Annotated in this window: 21 protein-coding genes and 1 other annotated feature (1 of these 22 running past the window's edge); of the genes, 2 read left to right on the forward strand and 19 right to left on the reverse strand. The window is 44.0% G+C overall.

Annotation, left to right across the window (positions count from 1 at the left end):
- Positions 1–207: a binding site (T-box leader), on the reverse strand; it reaches 26 nt to the left of the window's first position.
- A 176-nt stretch (positions 208–383) separates the two neighbouring features.
- Positions 384–575, forward strand: a complete 192-nt coding sequence (locus tag CU635_RS05065) for a hypothetical protein (RefSeq protein WP_101576096.1) — start codon at positions 384–386, stop codon at positions 573–575.
- Positions 576–584: 9 nt separating this feature from the next.
- Here the strand turns inward: CU635_RS05065 and ysxE are convergent, their stop codons facing one another.
- From ysxE to hemA, 8 genes are all read right to left on the reverse strand, one after another.
- Positions 585–1,646, reverse strand: coding sequence for a spore coat protein YsxE (ysxE, locus tag CU635_RS05070; protein WP_101576097.1), 1,062 nt, complete (start codon positions 1,644–1,646; stop codon positions 585–587).
- 197 nt (positions 1,647–1,843) lie between these two features.
- Positions 1,844–3,163: a stage VI sporulation protein D gene (gene spoVID / locus CU635_RS05075; RefSeq protein WP_101576098.1), complete on the reverse strand. Its 1,320-nt coding sequence runs from the start codon at positions 3,161–3,163 to the stop codon at positions 1,844–1,846.
- 204 nt (positions 3,164–3,367) lie between these two features.
- A complete protein-coding gene (gene hemL, locus CU635_RS05080) occupies positions 3,368–4,657 on the reverse strand; it encodes a glutamate-1-semialdehyde 2,1-aminomutase (protein WP_101576099.1) in 1,290 nt (429 codons plus the stop codon).
- A gap of 33 nt (positions 4,658–4,690) precedes the next feature.
- The gene (hemB, locus tag CU635_RS05085) at positions 4,691–5,668 is read right to left on the reverse strand and encodes a porphobilinogen synthase (protein ID WP_101576100.1); all 978 of its coding nucleotides are present in this window, start codon (positions 5,666–5,668) and stop codon (positions 4,691–4,693) included.
- Positions 5,652–6,452 carry a uroporphyrinogen-III synthase gene (locus CU635_RS05090; RefSeq protein WP_101576101.1) on the reverse strand — a complete coding sequence of 267 codons (801 nt, stop codon included), beginning with the start codon at positions 6,450–6,452 and terminating at the stop codon, positions 5,652–5,654. Before CU635_RS05090 ends, hemB begins: the two co-directional genes overlap by 17 nt.
- Complete coding sequence (hemC, locus tag CU635_RS05095) at positions 6,449–7,384, reverse strand: hydroxymethylbilane synthase (RefSeq protein WP_101576102.1); 936 nt, start codon at positions 7,382–7,384, stop codon at positions 6,449–6,451. The genes CU635_RS05090 and hemC overlap by 4 nt, the downstream gene beginning before the upstream one ends.
- 16 nt (positions 7,385–7,400) lie before the next feature.
- A complete protein-coding gene (locus tag CU635_RS05100; protein ID WP_101576103.1) occupies positions 7,401–8,234 on the reverse strand; it encodes a cytochrome C assembly family protein in 834 nt (277 codons plus the stop codon).
- A 15-nt stretch (positions 8,235–8,249) separates the two neighbouring features.
- On the reverse strand, positions 8,250–9,596 hold the full coding sequence (gene hemA / locus CU635_RS05105) for a glutamyl-tRNA reductase (RefSeq protein WP_101576104.1): 1,347 nt from the start codon (positions 9,594–9,596) through the stop codon (positions 8,250–8,252).
- A gap of 256 nt (positions 9,597–9,852) precedes the next feature.
- Here hemA and CU635_RS05110 point away from each other — a divergent pair, with 256 nt between their 5' ends.
- Complete coding sequence (locus CU635_RS05110) at positions 9,853–10,338, forward strand: LiaI-LiaF-like domain-containing protein (RefSeq protein WP_101576105.1); 486 nt, start codon at positions 9,853–9,855, stop codon at positions 10,336–10,338.
- A gap of 89 nt (positions 10,339–10,427) precedes the next feature.
- On the opposite strand, the gene CU635_RS05115 is transcribed toward CU635_RS05110, so the two are convergent.
- The 11 genes from CU635_RS05115 to leuC form a co-directional block, all read right to left on the reverse strand.
- A complete protein-coding gene (locus CU635_RS05115) occupies positions 10,428–11,150 on the reverse strand; it encodes an amino acid ABC transporter ATP-binding protein (protein WP_180956591.1) in 723 nt (240 codons plus the stop codon).
- A gap of 35 nt (positions 11,151–11,185) precedes the next feature.
- Positions 11,186–11,866 carry an amino acid ABC transporter permease gene (locus tag CU635_RS05120; protein WP_180956590.1) on the reverse strand — a complete coding sequence of 227 codons (681 nt, stop codon included), beginning with the start codon at positions 11,864–11,866 and terminating at the stop codon, positions 11,186–11,188.
- 54 nt (positions 11,867–11,920) lie between these two features.
- The gene (locus tag CU635_RS05125) at positions 11,921–12,703 is read right to left on the reverse strand and encodes a transporter substrate-binding domain-containing protein (RefSeq protein WP_245917325.1); all 783 of its coding nucleotides are present in this window, start codon (positions 12,701–12,703) and stop codon (positions 11,921–11,923) included.
- A gap of 532 nt (positions 12,704–13,235) precedes the next feature.
- Complete coding sequence (gene yihA / locus CU635_RS05130) at positions 13,236–13,817, reverse strand: ribosome biogenesis GTP-binding protein YihA/YsxC (protein ID WP_101576108.1); 582 nt, start codon at positions 13,815–13,817, stop codon at positions 13,236–13,238.
- Positions 13,814–16,141 carry an endopeptidase La gene (lon, locus tag CU635_RS05135; protein WP_101576109.1) on the reverse strand — a complete coding sequence of 776 codons (2,328 nt, stop codon included), beginning with the start codon at positions 16,139–16,141 and terminating at the stop codon, positions 13,814–13,816. The genes yihA and lon overlap by 4 nt, the downstream gene beginning before the upstream one ends.
- A gap of 318 nt (positions 16,142–16,459) precedes the next feature.
- Positions 16,460–18,127 (reverse strand): ATP-dependent protease LonB, encoded by a 1,668-nt coding sequence (lonB, locus tag CU635_RS05140; RefSeq protein WP_101576110.1) that lies wholly within the window; start codon positions 18,125–18,127, stop codon positions 16,460–16,462.
- Positions 18,128–18,277: 150 nt separating this feature from the next.
- Entirely contained in the window at positions 18,278–19,543 is a 1,266-nt protein-coding gene (gene clpX / locus CU635_RS05145; protein WP_101576111.1) for an ATP-dependent protease ATP-binding subunit ClpX, read from the reverse strand.
- Between the two features lie 580 nt (positions 19,544–20,123).
- A complete protein-coding gene (gene tig, locus CU635_RS05150; RefSeq protein ID WP_101576112.1) occupies positions 20,124–21,416 on the reverse strand; it encodes a trigger factor in 1,293 nt (430 codons plus the stop codon).
- 163 nt (positions 21,417–21,579) lie between these two features.
- Positions 21,580–22,608 (reverse strand): tetratricopeptide repeat protein, encoded by a 1,029-nt coding sequence (locus CU635_RS05155; protein WP_101576113.1) that lies wholly within the window; start codon positions 22,606–22,608, stop codon positions 21,580–21,582.
- Positions 22,609–22,705: 97 nt separating this feature from the next.
- On the reverse strand, positions 22,706–23,281 hold the full coding sequence (gene leuD / locus CU635_RS05160) for a 3-isopropylmalate dehydratase small subunit (RefSeq protein ID WP_101576114.1): 576 nt from the start codon (positions 23,279–23,281) through the stop codon (positions 22,706–22,708).
- Positions 23,282–23,295: 14 nt separating this feature from the next.
- Positions 23,296–24,708 carry a 3-isopropylmalate dehydratase large subunit gene (gene leuC, locus CU635_RS05165; protein ID WP_101576115.1) on the reverse strand — a complete coding sequence of 471 codons (1,413 nt, stop codon included), beginning with the start codon at positions 24,706–24,708 and terminating at the stop codon, positions 23,296–23,298.
- Positions 24,709–24,716 lie beyond the last annotated feature (8 nt).

Genomic DNA, 24,716 nt, shown 5'->3' on the forward strand with positions numbered 1-24,716 from the left:
CGGTACCACCTTTTTTCCAAACAGCAAAAAGCTGGTTGGCTCTCACTGAATAACGGATTCGCTCCGTCTGCCGCTACTCGAATTTCATTTTTTCACGGAAGAAGCTCAAGGGCGACGTTCTGATGTGCAAGCTGGGAGCCTCCCAGCGAATGGCTCTCCTCTCTTAAAGCTGCAATTCATCATACTCTTCCCTGTCTTTGCTTATCTTTTATACAATTTATAATAGTTATAGTACGAAAAAAGGGGGATTACGTCAATATTATTGACCATCTTTTTTAGTCCATATACTCTTTAGCAAAAAAATTAAATCGCTGGCACTTTATGATGAGTGTTCACATAAAATAATTGTACTAAAAATGTGCGAAATAAAGGGGTGAAATTGATTGAGAAGGAAGTATAGCCCTTATACATTACCGCCCTGGCTAAGAAACTTCAGAAATATTTGTGCGCAGTTTATCATTCCGTTATCCGTCTTTCAGGGGATTCGGACGTTCCTTATTCCAACGACCTTTGATGTCTTGTTATTGGCTGTTCTTATTTTATTGGCCCTCGCTTTTCATTATGATTTAATCTAAACGGAGCCCTTAGGAATTGTTTTCCTGGGCTCCTTCTTTCTCCTGGCTTCCTTCTTTTTCCTGCTTTTTTTGCCTCTCTATTTCATCGATTTTCATGACGAGAAATTCTGTATTTTTCAAGTGCCAAAAATGGCGCTGCAATTGTTGCACAAGCTTTCGTTCTTGTTTTCGCGTCGTTTTTTGAAAGTAATCTACAGCTGTCCGAATGATTTGTCCAGGATAGGCCAGATAGCTCAAAAAAAGCATCATCTCATCCTCTTTGAAAGGGAAATATTTAAAATAGCTGTATACCCAGTCAATGCAATCATTGCATTGTCGCGGGTACGTTTTTAAAGTGCGCGATAGAAACGGCAGCAAATCATGGGCCGGCGACGCGGGGCGCGACTGTTCAAAATTAATAAAATAGCCATAGCCACGGTTATCAAATAAAAAGTGTTCAATTGAAACTTTACCGTGAACGAGAACGATCCTTGCTTTTTCAGCGTCCTTCGTTTTCTCATGCCATTCTTCAAGCTTTCGCTGCGAAAAAAGTAAAGCCTGGCTAATTTCATGATAATACAAGCAGAACATCAACTCGAACGGGGACATATACAGTTTTTTTTCGCATTGATCAATAAATTCGAACAGAAATCCTTTATCTTTTTCCCATTGCTGCACAGTCGTTTCGTAGTGTTCGTTCCGCTCGTCGCTTGTTATTTTGATATCCTTTGCAGATAAAGTGTGCAGCCTGGCCAACTCCCGAAACAGCTGCTGATGCTTCTGGAACTGATTTTCCCTTTCTTCGTTCGGAAGCCAGGGCATTAAATAATAGAGCATATTTTTATGCAAAACCGCGTAACGGCCATCTGTTGCAGGGTAGATCGGCACAATCCGGTTGTAGCCTTTTTGGTACAAAAAATGTATATGCCTGACGAAATCAGTCCTGTTCGAGAGAGCAATTTTCTTCAAGGCAAAAGTGCCTTTGTCTGAATAAATTTTTTGAATGCTGCCGAAATCTTCAACAAAATACGGTTTGACCGCATAGCTATTTAAAATTGGCGAAATAGATCTCAACCGGTCATCATCGCTCATTATGATCACTCTCTTTCGAACCGTCAACGCCAAATTGAATGAAACATTTAGAAAAACTCAAGCCTTGGATGACAGCTCGAGGCACAACGAGAAGGATACAATTAAAAGGAAAAAGGAAAGCGGCGGCAAAAAGCTTTTTTACCGTCCGCTCCAGCCGTATAAAATTGCGACAGACATGCAGTGCCTGCTTGCTTTGTTTAACGCTTGCCTGCCATTGCAACGGGAATGTATAAAACCTGGCCTTCGTAAACATCCTGAGTTGCTTCTAAATGGTTAACCCTCTGCAGCGTGGCGGTTGACACATCATAACGCTCGGCAAGTGTGTCGATTGTATCACCATGCTGTACGATACATATCTTCAATTTGGTGTGCTCTTCTTCTTCTTTTCTTGCAAAAAACTCGGTTAAAGACATGCTTTTCTTTTTTGAACCCTTTTTCTTTTTCACTTGGATTTCCTCTGAAGATTCGTCCTCTGATTCTTCAGCCTGTTCTTCCTGTTTCGGCGGAGTTTCTTGGGCCTCTTCCGGCTCCTCCTCCACTTGCTCTTCGGTACTGGTGTATTCGGAAAGCTCTTCTGTTGATGGAGCTACATATTCACTCCGCTGCGCAGAAAAAGATATTTCCGGAGTTTTTTCGACTGGAAGGCTCTGCTCGACTTTTTCAACCGTTGGCTGCTCCGCTTCATGGACAGTGCCTGTCTCTGGCTGCTTTCTTGCTTCAGCCTCAAAAGGCTCATATAAATCTGCCTCTTCTTTCGCGACACCGTTTTTTGCATTCTCTGCTGGATCGGAAACTAACCGTAAGACTGGTTGCCGCGTTTCTTCAGTGGGTTCGGACTGTAACATTGGTTGCCGCGTTTCTTCAGCGGGTTCGGACTGCAAGACTGGTTCAAGGTTTTCTTCACCATGTTCGGACTGCTGCGTCGCTTCAAGTTGCTCTTGTTCGACTCCTGGCTGCAATTTCGCTTCCTGCCCTGCTAACGCAGGCTGACTCTGTTCCCCGTAAGCATCCGTGAAAAAAGGAGAAGATACTGGTCTCAACACTTCATACTCCGTGTCGATTTCTTCCTCAACCGGGCTTGTTTGCTGCTCACCGTAGAGCCCGGAAATGGTTAAATCGGCTGTCAGCTTCATGCAGCTTCTTTCCGGGAATAAATAATCAAATGAATCCACTTGAATATCAATATCAAACACACTTTGAATCCGGTTATTGGGAATAGTAATGTCTACCGGAAAACGGTGAATAAATTCACAAATCCCTTCGTCCCGCTCTTCGACACCGTGGACAAATTTAGCTCCAGTTATCTCTTTGCCATTGTCTGCCGCCGCTTCTTCATGCTTTTTATATTCTCCTGACAATTCCAATGAACCTCGAATCGTCACATATTGTTCGTTTTCCTGGATCGTAATATTCGGATCAAGCGAAACCGAAACAAGCTCTGCGACTTCCTGTCCTTTTTGGAACCATAACGACTCTTCCAAAGAAAATCGCAAAAACGACTGATTCCCTTGAGACAAAGCAATTCCTCCTTTCGTCCTCCTTCGAAATATCAACAATGTCATTATCACCTTATGAATCGAACAAATTTTTTATGATAAGATTTGGCGGGTTCAACATACAAAAACGCCCGGATTGCTGTCCAATCCAAGGCGTTTTTATTAGTTTCCTGATTCTGTTTCGCATCCTGTAAAACATCCGCAGTTTAGTTCACCGTGCTGACTTTACCCCTTCAGCTTGGAAAAAGCCTGCTCTGCAGCACTGATTGTTTTCGCTATATCTTCATCGCTATGTGCGGTTGATAAGAAAAGGCCTTCAAATTGCGATGGCGGTAAAAACACTCCTTGATCCGCCATTTCCCGGTAATAAGCTGCAAAATAGTCCAGGTTCGAGGTTTTCGCTTTTTCATAATTGGTGACTTCCTCATTGGTAAAAAAGAATCCAATCATCGAACCGGCCCGGTTTACCGTATGGGGGACGCCATATTTTTCGGCGGCTGCTTTAAAGCCCTCCTCAAGCTGGTCCGCTTTCCTTTCAAACTCCTGATACGATTCAGGTGTCAACTGGCTTAGCGTTTCGAGGCCTGCTGTCATTGCCAGCGGGTTTCCTGATAAAGTTCCAGCCTGGTAAATAGGTCCGCTCGGAGCGATTCTTTCCATAATTTCTACCTTGCCACCGTAAGCGCCAACCGGCAGTCCCCCGCCGATCACTTTTCCGAGGCAGGTTAAGTCAGGTGTGACACCGTAATAACCCTGGGCACAATGATAGCTGACACGGAAGCCTGTCATAACTTCATCAAAGATTAGTAACGTGCCATATTGCGTCGTAATTTCGCGGATTCCTTCGAGAAAGCCCGGCTGCGGCGGAACAACGCCCATATTGCCGGCAACCGGCTCGACAATCACAGCAGCGATATCTTCGCCAAATTGCTTAAATGCCGCCGTTAAACCGTCAAGATCATTATAAGGTACCGTGATCGTGTTCCGGGCAATCCCTTCAGGAACACCGGGGCTGTCCGGAAGCCCGAGAGTGGCGACACCGGAACCGGCCTTTATTAGCAAAGAATCACCATGGCCATGGTAACAGCCTTCGAATTTAACAATCTTATTCCGTCCTGTATAGCCGCGGGCTAAACGTAACGCACTCATCGTCGCCTCGGTGCCCGAAGACACCATGCGCACCATTTCAATCGACGGGACACGATCAATGACCAGCTTTGCCAGCTCATTTTCAATCAGTGTCGGGGCGCCAAAGCTTGTTCCCTGCTCGGCAACCTTTTTAATCGATTCAATCACCCGGTCATTCGAATGGCCAAGAATTAACGGGCCCCATGAAAGGACATAATCGATATATTCATTGCCATCAATATCGTAAATTTTCGAGCCTTTCCCGCCTGCCATAAAAATCGGCTCCATGTTCACCGATTTAAACGCGCGGACCGGGCTGTTGACTCCCCCCGGCATAAGCTTCCTGGCTTCTTTAAAAGCCTCAGCAGATTTTTGATAAGAACGCATCGCTATCCCTCTTTTCATTAGGTTGGAAGTGGTTTACTGTTCTCTTAGCCAGCGTGCCGCATCCTTTGCGTGATACGTAATAATCAGATCGGCTCCGGCACGCTTCATGCCTGTTAACATTTCCATGACAATATTTTTTTCGTCGATCCAGCCATTTTGCGCAGCCGCTTTGACCATTGAATATTCTCCGCTGACATTATAAATAACCATTGGGAGATTTATATTGTTTTTTACATCCCTTAGTATATCTAAATACGGCATGCCGGGCTTAACGATCAGAAAGTCAGCACCTTCCATTAAATCGGATTCCGCTTCCCTTAAGGCTTCAAGCCTGTTGGCCGGATCCATCTGGTACGATTTCCTGTCACCGAACTGCGGAGTGCTTTCAGCAGCCTCACGGAACGGGCCATAGAAAGCAGACGCATATTTGACGGCGTAAGACATGATCGGCACATCCTCAAAGCCTGCTTCGTCCAGCCCTGCGCGTATTGCCGCAACAAAGCCATCCATCATATTGGATGGGGCAATGATGTCGGCGCCGGCCTTTGCCTGGCTGACTGCGGTTTGGACGAGCAACTCGAGCGATGGATCGTTCAAAACCTTTCCGTTCTCAATCACTCCGCAATGGCCATGGCTCGTGTATTCGCATAGACATGTGTCAGCAACCACGACGATATTCGGGAAGCTTTTTTTAATTAAGCGGGTCGCTTCCTGGACAATTCCATGGTCATGAAAGGCTCCCTGCCCGCACTCATCTTTTTCCGCCGGAATTCCAAACAAGAGGACAGATTTAATGCCGAGTGAAACGACTTCGTTCATTTCTTCTTCAAGCCTGTCCAATGATAAATTAAAGACACCTGGCATTGAAGAAATTTCTTTTCTTATATTGTCACCTTCTGCGATAAATAGCGGGTAAATCAAATCTTCCAAACGCAAAAAGTTTTCACGGACGAGTTCGCGCATCGCAGCTGTTTGCCGCAAGCGGCGATGACGGTTAAATTGTAGACTCATTATTATTACCTCCTGATGTTAAATATGTAGCCAAATTGTTTACCATTCCTTGAACCGTATAGGTGTCAGGCATTACATGTACTATAAGGCCATAAAACTCGGCCCTTGCCTTCGTCACCGGCCCGATACAGGCAACCAGACAATCATTAACACTATCCTTCAGGCCTTCAGCTGCTGCCGTTTCAAAGAAGTGGTCGACGATCGAAGGGCTTGTAAAAGTCAAAATATCAAGCTGCTTCCCTTTAATCATGTCAGTGAGCCGGCTGCGGCTGGCCGGAGGTAAAAAGGTTTCATAAATGATTAGCTCATCGACAGCCGCCCCTGCTTTCCGAAGCGATTCTGCAATGTACCCGCGGGCAAGATTCCCCTTCGGCAGCAAAATCTTCTCGCCGCCTTCCAACAATGGCAAAAACTCTTTTACAAAGGCTTCCGCTACATACTCGGATGGTGTAAATCCGGTTACCAGCCCTTTTTTAAGAAGCCGCTGCCTCGTTTTTTCGCCAATCGCCGCAATTTTAGGAAAGGAATCGCTTTGAAAGTGCGGCAAAAAAGAAAAAAATGTCTCGACCGTTACACTGCTCGTAAAAATAATCCAATTATAAGTATGCAAGTTTTCGCATGCTTTTACTATTGCTGCGGATTTTTCTGCAGCCTTAAAATCAATAAGAGGGATTTCCACCGGAATCCCTCCATACCTTCTGACAAGATCCGAAAATGAACTTGCCTGTTTTTTTGATCTTGGGATTAAAACGGTTTTTCCTTGCAAAGGCAGGGCAGCAGTCATTGTTGGTCAAGCTCCCTTTTTACCTGGTCGATTAAATTTTTGGCGCCTTTTTCGATTAGCTTTTCTGCCGCCAATACTCCAAGCCTTTCAGGGTCTTGTCCCCTCACCTGCTCTTTATAAATCGTTTTGCCATCAGGTGAAGCGACAAGCGCCGTTAAAACAATCGCACCGTCTTCAGCACTAGTGGCATAGCCGGCAATCGGAACCTGGCAGCCGCCCTCCATCATATTGAGATAAGCCCGTTCAGCACGAACCGTTCTTGCAGTGTCCGTACTCGTGAACTTATCAAACAGGGCACGCAGTTCTGAATCCGACTCCCGGCATTCAATTGAAAGTGCACCCTGGCCGACAGCCGGGACGCAAACCTCGGGATCTAAAAATTCGGTGACTACGTCTGTTGCCCAGCCCATTCTTGATAAACCGGCAGCAGCCAGAATAATCGCATCGTATTCTTCCGTTTCAAGCTTGCCAAGACGGGTATCGATATTGCCGCGGATCCATTTAATCTCAAGGTCAGGCCGCACTGCGAGGAGCTGTGCGCTTCTGCGCAGGCTGCTCGTTCCGATTACCGCCCCTGGTCTCAGTTCGGCGAGAGGAAGACGGCTTTTCGAGATCAGCGCATCCCGGGCGTCTTCACGTTCTGGGATACAGCCGATTGTCAGGCCGTCAGGAAGGACAGCCGGCATATCTTTCATGCTATGAACTGCCATATCAATGTCCCCGTCGATCATTGCCTGCTCGATCTCCTTGACGAAAAGACCTTTCCCGCCTACTTTGGAAAGCGTCACATCTAAAATCCGGTCACCCTTTGTGACAATTTCCTTCACTTCAAAATCGAACGCGGGATCAAACTTCTTTAATTGATCAATCACCCAATTCGTTTGTGTTAATGCCAGCTTGCTCCGTCTTGAACCGACTATTATTTTTCTCATGACTGCCTCCTAAAAATCACGTATTCCAAAAATGAAAAGAAGATAATTGCCCGAAAAGGAAAAAATTAATTAAGACGATTAAAAATGACGCGACATTCCAGAGTGCAAGCGATTTGCCAAACTTCCCTTTCGCGACGCGCTGGTACAGATAGATGCTGTAAGCGGCCAGGACAATGAAAGAGCCTATTACCTTCGCGTCAAACCAATGCATATCCGGCACTTTAATATAGGCCCACTGCACTCCAAGAATAAGGCCCAGTATCAGCATTGGTACGCCAATGACGTTTAAAACGTAAGACATATGCTCCAATCTTGATAAATCGGTAATCCGCATCAAGCGTTTGCCCCATTTTTTCCGTTTCAGCAAATCGTATTGAATCAAATACAGAAGCGAGAATACAAACGAAAGGGAGAACGCGCCGTACGACAAAATCGCCATCGTAATATGGATTAACAGCAGTTCGGAAACGAGCTGCCGGGCGATTATTTCTGATTCATACTGGATCGGCATAAATGTATGAATCGCCATAATCATAAATCCCAATATATTGGCGAAAAAAACGATAAAATCAACCCGCAATAGACGGTTGATTGCCAATGACAAGGTGATCAGCACCCATGCATAGAAATAAAGGCCTTCAAAAATCGTCAGAACCGGAAACCGGCCCGTTTTCAGCATATATAAAAACAGAAATGAAGTTTGCAAAACCCATACAAATGCAAGTAACCAGAAGGCTGCTTTATTCGCCTTCCGGTTATGGTGAAGAAAATCGATAAAATATAAAAGCACGCTTAAGGCATACAGAACAATCGTCAGTTCGTGCAGCCGAGTCATATAAATGTCAAACATAATCAGCACCCTCTCTTATGATTGAAAGGAAGCCTCCGTTGAATGAACGTTAACCTTTTCTTTATCGGCCGCTTTCATTTCTTGCTGCCCTGCAACAAGCTGTTCAATGTTGAAAATCTTGACAAATAAGTCAAGGGCCTGATCGGCATCAGGCTGTGAGGCCAGTTCCTTCGCCTGCAAAATCGGATCCTTTAAAAGCTGGTTGATAATGCTCTTCGTATGCTTATTTAGTACCTTTATATCCCGCTCTGACAAATTAGGAAGCTTTCTTTCGAGGCTCTGCATCGTATCAGCCTGGATCGTGAGCGCTTTTTCGCGAAGCGCCGAAATAACAGGAACAACTCCAAGCATCTTCAGCCACTGTTTGAATTCAACGATTTCCGCCTCAATCATCATCATAATCTTTTCCGCTGCCTTTTGCCGCTCTTTCAGGTTGGATTCAACTATGCCTTCAAGATCGTCAATATCGTAAAGGAAAACACCTTCCAGCTCTGCAAGCGCTGGGTCCAAATCGCGCGGCACGGCAATGTCAACCATGAATAAAGGCTTGCCTTTGCGCATTTTTTCAACCTGGAGCATTTGTTCCTTTGTGACGACAAAGCCATTTGCTCCAGTCGAACTGATTAAAATATCCGCATCTATGAGGGCACATTGCAACTCTTGGAGCGTTTTTGCCTGGCCGGAAAAGCGGTTGGCCAAATTGGCCGCTTTTTCAAAAGTGCGGTTAATGACCGTCACTTTGCTGGCTCCGTTCGCATGAAGGTTTTGAATGGCAAGTTCACCCATTTTGCCTGCCCCAAGCACAAGAACATGCTTATTCTCGAGAGAGCCGAAAATCTTCTTGGCAAGTTCTACGGCTGCATAGCTGACTGAAACAGCATTTGCACCGATATCGGTTTCAGCGTGGCCGCGTTTGGCGACAGTGACAGATTGTTTAAAAAGCTGGTTAAACACCGTTCCAATCGTGTTTTCTGCCTGCGCGAGCAGAAAGCTGGAACGCACCTGTCCCAGTATTTGTGTCTCGCCAAGAATCATTGAGTTTAAGCCGCATGAAACTTTGAACAAATGCTCGACCGCTCCGTCTTGTTCATAAATAAATAAGAACGGTGAAAATTCATTTTGTTCGATTCCAAACCACTGTGACAAAAATTCTTTTATATAATAGCGGCCAGTATGTAACTGGTCGACAACTGCATATATTTCCGTACGGTTGCACGTGGAAATAATCACGTTTTCGAGAATGCTCTTTTTCTCTTTTAGAGCTTTCATCGCCTCACCCAAGTCCGGCTCGTTAAACGTTAATCGTTCCCTAATTTCGACAGGGGCCGTTTTATAGTTAAGACCGACAACTAAAATATGCATTTGTTATTTCCACCCCCAAACAAAATTGCATAGAAAAACTAATATTATTATAACATGTCCACTTCCGATGTTCCCGTTAAAAATGTGAACAGAAACCGAAATAAATATGGTAACATAGAAAAGCAGAATAGGCTTATTCATGCCTGGTTATTGTTGTTTTTATCATACTAAAGTCATGAATCGACAAATACTTCCTTCTGTACATTATCAAAAAAAGCTTATATATTCAAGCAATCGTTACTGGAGTGGTAAAAGAATGAAAAATCAGCGTATTTTCCCTGGAGTCATATTAATTGGTTTTGGCCTCTATTTCTACTTGCAGCAATCCCAATTCACATTATTCCAGGAATTTTATACTTGGCCGACCCTGCTGATGATCGTCGGCATTGCCTTTTTGGGACAAGGGTATGGAGCAAGAGACTATGAGGCGATTCTTCCCGGTGTTATTTTAGTCGGTTTTGGTCTTCATTTTCATGTCGTCAACCGTCTCGAAATCTGGCCGGATCATATCGGGACCTTTATTTTGGTGATCGCACTCGGCTTTTTGCTGCGCTACCAAAAGGTCGGCAACGGACTGTTTCAAGGGTTGTTATTTTTGGCGCTTGCCGCCTTGTTAATGTTTTACGACAAGATCGCGAACTGGTTCGGACTGCTTGAAAACAGCGTGTCGCTTGCCTGGAAATTCTGGCCTGCCGTTCTCGTCCTGATCGGTGTGTATATGCTATTTTTTAAGAAAAAGTAGACTAGGTGGAAGTACCTATTAGACACCGCCATTCTGGAAAAAATAAAAGGAATACAGGGATTATATGAATACTTCCCTGACTTCCTTTTTTATAACACCGAATTTAGAAAATCTTTTGTCCGCTGCTCTTTAGGATTGTCAAAAAGTTGCAACGGAGGCCCTTCCTCAACAATTTTTCCGTCGTCCATATAGACGGCCCAGTCGGCTACTTCGCGGGCAAACCCCATCTCATGGGTCACGACGACCATCGTCATTCCGTCTTCTGCAAGCTCCTTCATCGTTGCCAATACTTCTCCGACAAGCTCAGGATCAAGTGCCGAAGTTGGTTCATCAAACAGCATAATATCCGGTTTCATCGCTAACGCCCGGGCGATCGCAACACGCTGTTTCTGCCCGCCGGATAGCTTTCCGGGATATACATTCTCTTTATCGCTGAGTCCTACCTTTTTTAAAAGCTCCCGCGCTTCTTTTCTAGCTTGTTCCTTCGCTACTTTTTTTACATGGATTGGGGCTTCAATAATATTTTCGATAACGGTTTTATGGGGAAACAAATAAAAATGTTGAAAAACCATTCCGACCCTTTCCCTTACGTGATTAAGATTATGAGTGTCTGCTTCAATACGCTCACCTTCAATGATGATATTGCCGCTGTCTTTCAACTCCAAAAAGTTAAGGCAGCGAAGGAAGGTGCTCTTTCCCGATCCGCTTGCCCCGATCAGGCAGACAACATCGCTTTCTTTCACAGTCATATCGATATCTTTCAACACGTGAAGATCTCCGAATGACTTGTTCAGCTTTTGAACTTCGATCATGGCTCGTTTACTCAAATTTGCGAGCCTCCTTCCTATTAATCACTTATCGACAATCGCGTTTCAATTACTTTTACAATAATTGAGAATAATAATACGAGAATCAGATAGTATACAGCGACGATTAACAAATATGTCATATAATCGTATTGATTTGAACCATAGGTGGTTGCGACATTAAAGAGCTCGTACATTCCGATAAATGACGCAAGTGAAGAATCCTTTAATGCGATTATAAACTGATTGCCAAGCGGCGGCATCGCTCTCCTAATCGCCTGCGGCAAAATAATTCTCCGCATCGTCTGCCCTGCTGTCATACCGAGTGAACGGCCGGCCTCCCGCTGTCCTTGATCTATTGATTGGATTGTACCCCTGAATATTTCTGCAATATAAGCACCGTTGTGGAAAGCCAGTCCCAATACGACTGACGTAAACTGGGAGATATCGAGAGCAGTCAATCCGAAATAGAAGATAAAAATTTGGACAACGAGCGGAGTTCCCCGCACCAGGAAAATGTAAAGATCGGCGATCCATTCAAGGACTTTTATTTTTGAGATTTTTAAAAAGGCAAAAAATAGGCCGATAAAGATGGCGATGAACACAGATACTGCTGTTAACTGAAAGGTGAGCACCATCCCTCGTAAGAACACATCGTACGTATCAATAAATTTTGTAAAAAACTCCAATAGTCCTCCTCCTTCAAAAAAACAACTTATCATATCGTTAAAACAGAAAGGGACGAATGCGCAGTAGTTACGACTCGTCCCAACTGATTACTGTTCTTCTGGATCTACTGTAATATCCTCGCCAATGTATTTCTCACTGATTTCTTTCAGCTTACCGTTTTTTCGAAGCGTTTCTAACGCTTCGTTTATTTTTTTAAGCAATTCCTCATTTTCTTTTGCCACCGCAATCGCCTGCTCACTGCGCCCAAGCAGTTCTTTCCCTTCAATCGCCATTCCGGAACCGATCGCTTCCTTACCGGTGACAAAATCGGTTATAACAGCATCATGCTTTCCTTTGCTCAACGATTCAAGCGCCGTTACATCACTATCATAAAAAATGATATTATCGGTCACTTTTTCGGCTGTACTGGCATATGTCGAGCCTTTCGCTACGGCAACTTCCTTGTCTTTCAAATCATCGAGGCTTTCAATCGATTCGCCAGGGCGAACGAAGATTTGCGGTCCTGAATAATAATACGGGGTTGAAAAGTTAACAGCTTTTAAACGATCCTTATTAATCGTGTGGCTTGCCACAGCTGCGTCAAAACGGCCTGACTTTACGCCTTCAACAATTCCGCCAAACTTGAACTTTTTTTGAACCGGTTCAAGTCCGAGCTCTTTCGCTACTGCTTCACCTACTTCAATGTCAAAACCGGTCATTTTTCCATCTGCACCGGTTACGCTAAATGGATTGAATTCACCGGAAGAAGCAAATGTGAATTTACCTTCTTCTGCTAAGTTCATTCCATTTGATTCAGCTTCCTCAGAGCCGCATGCCCCAAGAATAAAAACCGAGAAGAATATAATGGCTGAGCTAAGTAACTTTTTCACTTGAATGATTCCCCCTCTTTTTCTCTACTTTTTTGTAACACTATTAACCTTAACATCCAGCAGCAATTTTCACAAAATTCATATTATACGATAATTCGAGAAAATCAGTGATTACACCGGGTCACTATTAACCATCTGCTCCTAGTCGCTTTTTTCGGCCCTATCCTCCCATATCCCCCAAAATGCTCATGATCAAACCATAGTTTTAAGAAACTTTCCTTTCGCATAGTTATTTTTTCCTTATTAATATTATTAAAGAGCAAGATTTATGACAGCTGGCACGAAATAACATGAAATTCTACCTGGGTGAATTTCGTTAAGCAATTCTTTAATTCCAAAAACGAACAGTTATTTAATATTAAGATATTATTATTCGTTTCCTACGGCATTCTCTTGTTTATTTTAGACAACTTCATTCGTTTTTCGGTGTACCTTAGCACATTGTGAAATTTCCTCCGATTACGTACATTTATATATATATCTATCTAAACACGAAAAAGCCTGACGGCACAGAGCTGTCAGGCTTTTTTGTTCACATATAACTCGCAATGATCGACCAGGCTTTTTCTTTGCCCTCGCCTGTTTCCGAGGAAAAGAGGACAATATGGTCATGCTCATCAAGATCAAGTGTTTCTTTTGTAATTCGCAAATGCTTTTGCCATTTGCTTTTTGAAATTTTATCCGCTTTTGTCGCAATGATGATGCACGGGATATCATAATGCTTCAAAAAGTTATACATCATGATATCGTCTTCTGTTGGCGGATGCCGCAGATCAACAATCAGGAGAACGGCTTTGAGCTGTTCCCTGTTTGTTAAGTATGTTTCGATCATTCTTCCCCATGCTTCACGCTCCCGCTTGGAAACTTTGGCGTATCCGTATCCGGGAACGTCAACAAAATGAAGCACGTCGTTAATTAAATAGAAGTTTAAAGTTTGTGTTTTCCCGGGTTTTGACGAGATCCTTGCCAAACCCCTGCGATTGAGCATTTTATTGATAAACGATGATTTTCCTACATTCGAGCGGCCAGCCAGGGCAAACTCGGGCAAATCCTCCGGTGGATATTGATCAGGCTTTACGGCACTGATGACAATTTCCGAGCTGACTACTTTCATGTGGTTTCACCGCTTATTAAAGCATGGCTTAACACTTCATCAACATGGGAAACCAACACAAAATCCAACTGTTCACGAACGCTTTCCGGTATATCATCGATATCTTTTTCATTGTCTTTTGGAAGAATAATTTTTGTTAAGCCGGCGCGGTGCGCACTTAACGTTTTTTCTTTGACCCCGCCAATCGGCAGGACGCGCCCTCTCAAGGTAATTTCACCTGTCATGCCGACTTCTCTTCGGATCGCCCTGCCCGACAATGCTGAGACGAGTGCGGTGGCAATCGTAATTCCTGCTGATGGGCCGTCCTTTGGAACTGCTCCTTCAGGCACATGGATATGAATATCATGCTTTTCGTGAAAATCTTTGTCGATCCCCAGCTCTTCAGCTTTGGAACGGACATAGCTGAAAGCAGCCTGGGCAGATTCCTTCATGACATCACCCAATTTTCCCGTCAGCACAAGCTTCCCTTTTCCGGGTGCAAGTGATACCTCAATTTGCAGTGTATCCCCGCCGACAGTCGTATAGGCAAGGCCGGTTGCAACACCGATTTGATCTTCCAGTTCAGCTTGTCCATAACGGAACTTCGGTTTGCCTAAAAATTCCTCCACACCTCTGTCTGTGAGGACGACACGTTTCTTTTCACCTGAGACAATGATCTTCGCCGTTTTCCTGCAGATTGTTGCAAGCTGGCGCTCGAGCCCCCGTACTCCAGCTTCTCGTGTATAATAGCGGACCACCTTTTGAATGGCATCCTCGCGAAGCTGCAGCTGTGCTTTTGATAGACCGTGGTCTTTTAGTTGCTTGGGAAGGAGGTGGTCCTTGGCAATATTAATTTTTTCAAGCTCTGTATAGCCGGCAATTGTGATAATCTCCATCCGGTCACGCAAAGGTCCTGGAATCGTCGCCAGGTTATTGGCGGTGGCAATAAACATAACCTTTGATAAATCGTATTGTTCTTCAATATAGTGGTCACTGAAATTATGGTTTTGTTCAGGATCCAGTACTTCGAGCATCGCCGCTGACGGGTCGCCACGAAAATCGTTAGACATTTTATCAATTTCATCAAGGAGAAAAACAGGATTGATCGTGCCGGACTTTTTCATTCCCTGGATGATGCGGCCCGGCATTGCGCCAACATATGTGCGGCGATGGCCGCGAATCTCGGACTCATCACGGACTCCGCCAAGAGAGACCCGGACAAAATTGCGGTTTAATGATCTCGCTATCGAGCGGGCAAGGCTGGTTTTTCCGACGCCTGGAGGGCCGGCCAGACACAATATCGGCCCTTTTAAGGAATGGGTCAGCTGCTGGACGGCCAAATATTCAAGCACACGTTCTTTTACTGTCTCAAGACCATAATGGTCCTGATTCAAGATGCGTTCAGCTTTATGGATGTCCAAGTCATCTTCCGTTGATTTCGACCATGGAATAGACACGAGCCATTCGATGTAATTACGGATCACGGCACTTTCGGCAGAGGTCGTCGGCACCTTTTCATATCTGTCCAGTTCTTTATACGCTGTTTCTTTGACATGCTCAGGCATGCCTGCAAGTTCAATTTTCTCGGTTAACTCGGCTATTTCACCGGTTTTGCCTTCTTTATCGCCGAGTTCCTTTTGGATCGCTTTCATTTGCTCGCGCAAATAGTATTCTTTTTGTGTTCTTTCCATCGACTTTTTGACACGCTGGCCAATTTTCTTCTCTAAGTTTAACACTTCTTTTTCGTTGTGAATGATTTCGATGACCCGGTTGATCCGTTCTTTCACATCGATTGTTTCGAGAATATCCTGCTTTTCTTTTAGCTTAAGCGGAAGGTGGGAAGAAATAATATCTGCCATTCGGCCGGGCTCCTCGATATCCGAAACAGAGGAATAAGTTTCTGCAGATATTTTTTTCGACATCTTTATGTATTGCTCAAAATATTCGAGCATCGTTCTCATTAATGCCTGATCTTCCACATCTTTTGATTCCCTGTCTTCATATACCTTTAACGAAACCGTAAAATGATCCTCTTCATCCTTAAAGGAACTGATTTCAGCGCGGTTTAAGCCTTCAACTAAAACCCGGATTGTCCCGTTGGGCAGCTTCAGCATCTGCTTTACTTTCGTTAATGTTCCCATACGAAAAAGGTCATCTTCCGCAGGTTCATCTATCGATATATCTTTTTGTGTTGTCAGAAAAATTAAATGGTCATCTACCATTGCTTTTTCGAGTGCCTGTACTGATTTGTCCCGGCCTACATCCAAATGAAGGACCATGGTCGGATATACAAGCAAACCCCGAAGCGGCAGGAGGGGGACGATGATCTCTTTCTTTTTCGCCATAATCTTGCACCTCCAAAATGCAAATCGTTTTATCCGTTTAAAATATTTCAGGATAATCTTTGTACAATTCTAACCCATTTACGAAGCAGTGTCTATTAACAAGGCATGGGAAGGCCGCAATTGCCAATTATGCAAGCAGCTCCGGCAGCACTGCACTTTGGTCAATCATCTAAGCGGGACTCATTTTCAAAATTCGCTTTTCTTATTATCCAGTTTTTATTACAAAAATATGTCTGCTATTAATACCTTTACCTCATTCATTAAAAGAAAAACTTCGATCTGCGATATTCCTAAAGCAAACCGAAGCGGAAAAAGCGGTTAAATGCTTTCTTTTTTGGCAATGTCGATTGATGCCGGTGTTACCAGATCTTTTTTATGTTCATGCACAAGCGCAAGTTTGAATACTTCGTCAAGATGGCTGACAGGCATGATGTTGATCCCGTCTATCTCGTTTAAAATCGCCTGCATATTCTCTTCGGGAATGATCACCATTGTGGCACCTGCTTTTTTGGCTGCGATCACTTTTGGGTATACGCCACCGACAGGCTTGACATTCCCGTGGATGCTTATTTCACCCGTCATCGCTACCGTATGGTTAATCGGAATTTTATAGATCGCTGAGTATATACCTGTTGCCATTGCGATTCCCGCGGATGGACCGTCTATTGGTATACCGCCCGGGAAATTAACGTGAATATCAAATTCATCTGCAGGTACATGCATTGATCGCAGCACCGTGATCACGTTTTCAATTGAACCTTTAGCCATGCTCTTGCGACGAATTGATTTTCCCCTGTCACCAATGCTTTCCTCTTCGACAATTCCGGTAATATTGATGGAACCTTTTTCTTTGGCAGGAATAACGGTTACTTCAATTTCCAGCAACGCACCATTGTTGGCACCGTACACAGCAAGCCCGCTCACCAAACCGATGGTAGAGGCAGGACTGATTTTCCTTTCCATTCTCGGGCTAAGCTGGCTTGTATTAATGACCCATTCAATATCTTCATCCTTTATAAAAGTTCTTTCCTCTGTAATCGCAAGACCTGCTGCGGTTTGTATTAAATTGACAGCTTCGCGTCCGTTGCGGGCATAGCTGGACAAAATGGCCAAACCGGTGTCCGTAATCGAGAGCTTAACTTTATCGGCTGCGTTTTTTCCTATTTTCAAAATCTCTTCTTGATTTAGTTCCCTGAAAAAGACTTCCATACAGCGGGAGCGAATCGCAGGAGCGATCTCGTTCGGAGTCCGGGTCGTCGCCCCGACGAGCCGAAAGTCAGCGGGAAAGCCATTTTTAAAAATATCGTGTATATGGGTGGGAATTTGGACATTTTCTTCATTATAGTAGGCACTCTCAAGGAATACTTTGCGGTCTTCCAGTACTTTCAGGAGCTTGTTCATTTGGATTGGGTGAAGCTCTCCAATTTCGTCTATAAATAAAACGCCGCCATGGGCGTTGGTTACGGCGCCCTGCTTGGGCTGGGGAATACCTGCTTGTCCCATCGCACCGGCTCCCTGGTAAATCGGATCGTGGACCGAGCCAATCAGCGGATCGGCAATGCCCCTCTCATCAAAGCGTGCAGTCGTTGCGTCAAGCTCAATAAATACTGAGGCCGGTTTAAACGGAGACTTGTCATTTTTCTTTGCCTCTTCCAGAACAAGCCGTGCTGCAGCTGTTTTTCCAACACCGGGCGGACCGTAAATAATCACATGCTGTGGATTGGGGCCGCAAAGTGCTGCTTTTAATGCTTTAATCCCATCCTCCTGTCCGACGATATCGCCAAAGGTGGTAGGGCGGACTCTTTCTGATAAAGGCTCGGTCAGTGAAATGGCTCTCATTTTTCGGAGTTGCTCCATCTCCTTCTTCGATTCCCGGTCGATTGATACTTTTTGCGTTCTCTGGTTTCGCAATAAATTCCAAAAGTAAAGCCCGATCACGATACCGAAAAACAGCTGTATAAAAAGGGCAATGCCCGTCCAACTCATAGTGTTCCCTCCTGCTTGGTTATTCTCTTTAATATAAGCTAGTATCTCCTTCACCTATATGGAATAAACAAGGAATAATAAGAAAAAACATAGGCAAAATGTGAATAAAAATAGCCAAACCCTTTTAAGAGTTTGGCCTGGATTCATATGTTATGCGGAAGTTTTCCGTTCTTTTTCGACGACGGTGCCATCGCTAAGGATAAGCTTCGGCAGGCTGTTTTCTACAACTGTTTCAGCGGTGATGATACACTTTTCAATATCATCACGGGACGGCAGGTCAAACATCACATCGAGCATGATTCCTTCGATGATCGAGCGGAGTCCGCGCGCCCCTGTTTTTCTTTCAATTGCTTTTTTCGATATTTCCTTCAAAGCACCTTCTTCAAATTCCAATTCGACGTCATCAAGCTCAAGCATCTTTTGATACTGCTTGACAAGCGCATTTTTAGGTTTGGTCAGAATTTCAATTAGCGCATCTTCATCAAGTTGTTCAAGGCTTGCGATCACCGGCAGACGCCCGATAAATTCCGGGATAAGGCCGAAGCGCAATAAATCCTCGGGAAGAACCTTGGATAACAGTTCTTTTTGCTCGACTTCAGGCTGTTTTGCATTGGATCCAAAACCAATTACCTTTTGGCCGAGCCGGCGTTTAATAATCGGTTCGATACCGTCAAAAGCACCGCCGCAAATAAATAAAATATTGGTTGTATCAATTTGGATAAACTCCTGGTGTGGATGCTTGCGGCCACCTTGTGGCGGAACGCTTGCTACTGTACCTTCGAGTATTTTTAACAGGGCTTGCTGGACTCCTTCACCGGAAACATCCCTTGTTATCGAGGGATTTTCCGATTTACGGGCAATTTTATCAATTTCATCGATATAAATAATACCCTTTTCGGCTTTTTCTACATCATAGTCAGCAGCCTGAATCAGCTTGAGAAGAATATTTTCGACATCTTCGCCAACATAACCTGCTTCAGTTAACGATGTAGCATCCGCAATCGCAAAAGGAACATTGAGGAGCCGTGCCAATGTTTGCGCAAGCAATGTTTTACCGCTTCCCGTCGGACCGATCATCGCGATATTGCTTTTAGAAAGCTCTACATCATCAATTTTGCTGTTTGAATTAATACGTTTGTAGTGATTATAAACGGCTACAGACAGCGACTTTTTCGCCTGGTCCTGGCCAATGACATATTCGTCGAGAATGTCGCGAATTTCTTTTGGTTTCGGAACATCCTTGAACTCAACTTCCTCCTCAGTACCGAGTTCTTCTTCAACGATTTCAGTGCAAAGCTCGATGCATTCGTCACATATATATACACCAGGGCCCGCAACTAATTTACGAACTTGATCCTGTGTTTTACCACAGAAAGAACATTTTAACTGCCCTTTTTCATCATTAAACTTAAACATGCCTTCACCCCTCGTAAAACTTTTGAACAATATATAAAGCTGCAATTCTTGAGCTAACGGACAGAAACATTTTCAACTTATCGCCTGTGCCCTGAAAATCAGGCGGCCGTTGAAAAAAGCCAACAAATGAGGCACCTGATGCCCGGCCTCGCATGGGAACTCGTAACAATTATGTATTGCATTGTAACACATTTTTGTACCAGACAGGAAATGATAACACTTGGAGTTGAAAGTCGCCCCTGGTTATTGCCGTTTAACTAAGCTTAACCATAAATGTGGAGATTAAATCGGATGTTTTAAAACAAAAAATCACCAGTTTGTCTCTTCTGGCTTTCCTTTAGGCGCAATCAAGGTTTGAAAGGAAAATGATGATTTTATATTAAAACTCTTTTCTTCGTTATATGTATTGATATTTACAAATATGTACACAGAACTATGTTTGTTAAACCGCCGCTCCTCCTTTTTTGTGTATAAAACAAGGCACGATTTCTCGCGCCTTGCCGGTTACTTAATTTTACCACGGTAGAGAAATTAAGTCACTGTTTCAACACCTGGTTATCTATTCCATTTTGAATGATTATTATTCGGTTGCTTTCGTTTTGCTGTTTTCAATAAGGAAATCAACCGCTTTTCTCACTTGTAAATCTGCTTTAATCCCTTCAAGGCTGCCTAAAGCTTTTTCAATGTTTTCAACAGGCATGTTGTACATTTCAGCCATTTTTGTCAGCTCTTCAGTTACTTCTTCATCGCTAACTTCGAGATTTTCTGCTTTCGCAATCGCTTCAAGAGTTAGGTTTGCACGAACGCGCTTCTCTGCTTCTTCGCTCATTTGGCCGCGAAGTGCGTCTTCATCCTGGCCAGAGAATTGGTAATACAGTTCAAGATTCATCCCCTGCATTTGGATGCGCTGTTCAAACTCATTAAGCATTCTGTCTACTTCGTTATCAATCATGACTGCAGGAATCTCGATTTCAGCATTTTCTGCCGCTTTATCGACAACTGTATCACGGACAACATGTTCTGCTTCATGCTTCTTGCTGTCTTCAAGACGGTTTTTAATTTTTTCTTTTAAAGCGTCCAAAGATTCTACTTCATCATCTACATCTTTAGCAAATTCATCGTCCAAAGGAGGAAGTTCTTTTGTTTTGATTTCATGAACTTTCACTTTGAAAGTGGCAGGCTTGCCAGCTAATTCAGCAGCATGGTATTCTTCGGGGAAGCTTACTTCCACTTCTTTTTCTTCACCTGCTGCCACTCCGATGAGCTGCTCTTCAAATCCGGGAATGAATGATCCGGAGCCAATCTCAAGTGAGTAGTTCTCAGATGTTCCGCCTTCGAAAGCTTCTCCGTCAACAAAGCCTTTAAAATCGATGACTAATGTATCACCGTTTTCCGCAGTGCCTTCTTCTCTGACAGCAAGCTCTGCATGGCGCTCCTGTAAAGACTTCAGCTCATTTTCTACATCCTCATCTGTAACATTTGTGTCGACAGCTTCTACTTCGATGCCTTTATATTCACCCAATTTAACTTCTGGTTTCACAGTAATATTGGCCTTGAAAATAACATTCTTGCCTTTTTCAATTTGCTCAACATCGATTTCCGGACGGTCAACAGGTTCAATTCCTGCTTCTTCTACTGCGTTTGAGTATGCTTCCGGAAGAAGAAAGTCAACTGCATCCTGATATAATGATTCCACGCCAAAACGCTTTTCGAACATTCCGCGCGGCATCTTTCCTTTACGGAAGCCAGGAACATTTACTTGCTTTACTACTTTTTTAAATGCAAAGTCTAAACCTTCGTTTAACCTCTCTGCATCTACTTCAAACGTGAGAACCCCTTGGTTCCCTTCTAACTTTTCCCATTTTGCAGACATACTGTTTTTTCCCTCCAACAATCTATTATCATTTCGTTCATCGAATTTGATATGAATATGTCTTGTCGTGCAAGTCATAATCCATTTTTCATGTAATAGATAAAAATTCACATAATACAACCACTACATTATAACATACGTTGCTTTTCTTTCAACAGCGAAGCTATATAATCGGATATGAAATTTCTTCTACCATTAAAATAAATTCGAGAGCTGCTTCCATCTCATCCCGTTCTGCACCATACTCAGCCGCGATATCCTCTTTCCGTCTATCGACACCATGATATTGTAAAGAAATAAAATGGTAGGCAGCCGCCCAAATGCGCGGGTCTTCCGGTTTGAATTCAAATGGATATAACAGAAAACTGTGGCGTTCAAGCAAGCTTTTAATATTTTCAAAAAGAACCGGATCGTCATTCTCCAGCTTCTCCCGCAGCAACTCTGAAATATTGATGAGGCCCTGCTGGTTTTGCACGGACCCGAGTTCTGCCGGATTGAAGTTCTCGCTTCTGCCCAACTTTTTAACGAACACTTCTTTTTCGTATTCGTGTTCGGTCAGAAGATTTAATAGCATCGTTTTTAAAAAGGGATGGCCTTCCTCAGCACTTAAGTAAGCGGTAATCTCTCCTGCATACGGGCGGATATTCCGGTTTGCCAGCTTTGCAATGAGCAGCATCTGTTCTTTCGGATTCTGGCAGGAAAAAAGGTTCAACTCATCGATCATACTCTCATCATTCAGTGCTGCTTCTGTTGCTTGATCCGCTCTTCCCTCACTCATGCGGCGGCTGAAATGAAGCATTTTTGAAAAATGTTCGAGCTTGTCCTTCGGAATTTGCCGCTCCTGAAGCAGCACTTCAATTGTAGCTGTAATTTCCCCATATTCATTCAGCTGAACAAGGATCATCAAATATAAATCAACAATTTGAATATAGTCACCAATGCCTTGATTCAGCATCTCTTTCGCCAATTCCTTTGCTTTTGCAAGCTGGCCGGACTCGAAATAGGCAAGCACCAAACCGATATAAACATCGCTGTTTGAAGGATCGAGACTTTTTGCTTCCGTGAAAAAGCCAATTGCATCATGAAACTTTTTTTGCTGCAGGTGGTCGAGTCCTTTTTCAATTAAGCGTTTTTCAAGGTCGGGAAAAAGAATGATATTTTCATCTGTCCTCGACCGATTGCCTTTTTTCATTATGTAAACCGCCTTACTGTAAAAGTTAAAGTAAGTTTAGCATGAACAGTAAGAAAAACAAAAAGATTCACAGGAGAAGACTGTGAACCTCTAAAAGTTATTTTTCGTAAGCAAGAATCTTATCTTCATACTGCAGAGTGATTTCGATTTCGTCCCAGCCATGAAGAAGGAGCTTTTTCCAGTAAGGATGAATTGTAAACGAAGCTTCAAAGCCGGCCTGATCATGAATTTTTTCTTCCTCAAGATTGACGGTAAGAAAATACAGCTCACTCTTGGCTTTGCTCAGCAAGTAGCCGACTTCTTCGTCCGCTAATGAAACTGGAACAATCCCGTTCTTTAAGCAGTTTTGATAAAATATATCAGCAAACGAAGGGGCAATGACCACTTTAAAACCATAATCAGAAAGCGCCCATGGTGCATGCTCCCGAGAAGATCCACAGCCGAAATTTTCATTTGCGATGAGAATTTCCGCGCCTGCATTTTCCGGCCGGTTTAATTCAAATTCCTTGTTTAAGCTGCCGTCAGCATTGTATCGCCAGTCATAGAACAGAAATTGGCCGAAGCCCGTTTTCTCAATCCGCTTTAAAAATTGCTTCGGAATAATCTGATCTGTATCGACATTGGCCCGGTCCATTGCGGCTGCTTTCCCTCTAAAATTCGATAATTCCGCCACCTGAGACTCCTCCTTTATACCGTTTCCGCTGCAGACAAACTTCTAATATCGACGAATCGTCCATGGATGGCTGCAGCGGCAGCCATTGCCGGGCTGACAAGATGTGTTCTTGCCCCCGCTCCCTGGCGCCCTTCAAAATTACGATTCGATGTTGAGGCACAATGATAGCCTGACGGAACAATGTCTGCATTCATGCTCAAACACATGCTGCAACCCGATTCTCTCCATTCAAAACCGGCTTCAATAAAGATTTGCGCGAGCCCCTCTTCTTCTGCCTGCTTTTTAACCTGCTGTGAACCAGGCACCACCAATGCCCTTACGCCAGTGTGAACCTGTTTGCCCCGCGCGATTTCAGCAGCGGCCCGAAGGTCTTCAATCCGTGAATTTGTACATGAGCCGATAAACACATACTGAATGTTGATTTCATCCATTCTCTTGCCTTCTTGCAAGCCCATATAGTCCAGAGCTCTCTGCAAAGATCTTTTTTCCATTTCACTGTCAAAATCGGCAGCGAACGGGATATGGCCGGAGATCGGGGCCGTCATTGAAGGGTTGGTACCCCAGCTGACCATCGGTGTGATTTCTTCCCCTTTAATATGCAAGACTTGATCATATTCAGCATCAGCATCGGATGCCAGTGTCAGCCATTCCTGCACCTTAATCTCAAATTCTTCTCCCTTTGGAGCATACTTTCTCCCCTTCAAATAGGAAAATGTCGTGTGATCAGGACTGACAAGGCCGGCCTTCGCCCCACCCTCAATCGACATATTGCAAACGGTCATCCGCTCTTCCATTGACATGTTTTCAATGACTTCGCCGCAATATTCAATCACATATCCTGTTCCAAATTTAATTCCGTATTCTGCAAGAATAAATAAGATAACGTCCTTGGCAGTGACGCCGACTGCCAGCTTTCCTGAAATTTCAAGCTTCAGCGTTTTCGGTTTTGTCTGCCATAATGTCTGGGTTGCCAAAACATGCTCCACTTCACTTGTTCCGATCCCAAAAGCCAGGGCACCGAAGGCACCATGGGTCGAAGTATGGCTGTCACCGCAGACAACCGTCATCCCTGGTTGGGTCAATCCGAGCTCAGGGCCGATAACATGGACAATTCCCTGCTCCGGGCTTGATAAATCGGCAATCGGTACTTCAAATTCTTCACAGTTCTGTTGCAGTGCGTTAATTTGATTAAGGGCAATTTGATCATCAATTTGAAAACGGCCCATCGTCGGAATATTATGGTCCATCGTCGCAAACGTCCGGTCCGGCCGCCTCACCGTTCGTTTTTTCATTCTCAGGCCGGAAAAAGCTTGCGGGGAGGTTACTTCGTGCACTAAATGGAGGTCAATATATAATAAATCCGGCTTCCCGTCTTCCCGGTGGACAACATGCTTTTCCCATACCTTGTCGATTATTGATTTCCCCATCCTGTCAT

It is taken from the genome of Bacillus canaveralius (assembly GCF_002860125.1).
Lineage (GTDB): Bacteria > Bacillota > Bacilli > Bacillales > Cytobacillaceae > Bacillus_BJ > Bacillus_BJ canaveralius.

What these genes read in the sequence shown, in the direction of transcription:
- hemA (WP_101576104.1), bottom strand. Translation starts at nt 9,596, where the DNA reads ATGCATATTTTAGTTGTCGGTCTTAACTATAAAACGGCCCCTGTCGAA.
- leuC (WP_101576115.1), bottom strand. Translation starts at nt 24,708, where the DNA reads ATGGGGAAATCAATAATCGACAAGGTATGGGAAAAGCATGTTGTCCAC.
- CU635_RS05110 (WP_101576105.1), top strand. Translation starts at nt 9,853, where the DNA reads ATGAAAAATCAGCGTATTTTCCCTGGAGTCATATTAATTGGTTTTGGC.
- lonB (WP_101576110.1), bottom strand. Translation starts at nt 18,127, where the DNA reads ATGAGTTGGACGGGCATTGCCCTTTTTATACAGCTGTTTTTCGGTATC.
- CU635_RS05090 (WP_101576101.1), bottom strand. Translation starts at nt 6,452, where the DNA reads ATGACTGCTGCCCTGCCTTTGCAAGGAAAAACCGTTTTAATCCCAAGA.
- ysxE (WP_101576097.1), bottom strand. Translation starts at nt 1,646, where the DNA reads ATGAGCGATGATGACCGGTTGAGATCTATTTCGCCAATTTTAAATAGC.
- CU635_RS05100 (WP_101576103.1), bottom strand. Translation starts at nt 8,234, where the DNA reads ATGTTTGACATTTATATGACTCGGCTGCACGAACTGACGATTGTTCTG.
- CU635_RS05120 (WP_180956590.1), bottom strand. Translation starts at nt 11,866, where the DNA reads ATGATAAGTTGTTTTTTTGAAGGAGGAGGACTATTGGAGTTTTTTACA.
- CU635_RS05115 (WP_180956591.1), bottom strand. Translation starts at nt 11,150, where the DNA reads ATGATCGAAGTTCAAAAGCTGAACAAGTCATTCGGAGATCTTCACGTG.
- hemL (WP_101576099.1), bottom strand. Translation starts at nt 4,657, where the DNA reads ATGCGTTCTTATCAAAAATCTGCTGAGGCTTTTAAAGAAGCCAGGAAG.
- tig (WP_101576112.1), bottom strand. Translation starts at nt 21,416, where the DNA reads ATGTCTGCAAAATGGGAAAAGTTAGAAGGGAACCAAGGGGTTCTCACG.
- hemC (WP_101576102.1), bottom strand. Translation starts at nt 7,384, where the DNA reads ATGAGAAAAATAATAGTCGGTTCAAGACGGAGCAAGCTGGCATTAACA.
- CU635_RS05155 (WP_101576113.1), bottom strand. Translation starts at nt 22,608, where the DNA reads ATGAAAAAAGGCAATCGGTCGAGGACAGATGAAAATATCATTCTTTTT.
- lon (WP_101576109.1), bottom strand. Translation starts at nt 16,141, where the DNA reads ATGGCGAAAAAGAAAGAGATCATCGTCCCCCTCCTGCCGCTTCGGGGT.
- yihA (WP_101576108.1), bottom strand. Translation starts at nt 13,817, where the DNA reads ATGAAAGTAGTCAGCTCGGAAATTGTCATCAGTGCCGTAAAGCCTGAT.
- hemB (WP_101576100.1), bottom strand. Translation starts at nt 5,668, where the DNA reads ATGAGTCTACAATTTAACCGTCATCGCCGCTTGCGGCAAACAGCTGCG.
- clpX (WP_101576111.1), bottom strand. Translation starts at nt 19,543, where the DNA reads ATGTTTAAGTTTAATGATGAAAAAGGGCAGTTAAAATGTTCTTTCTGT.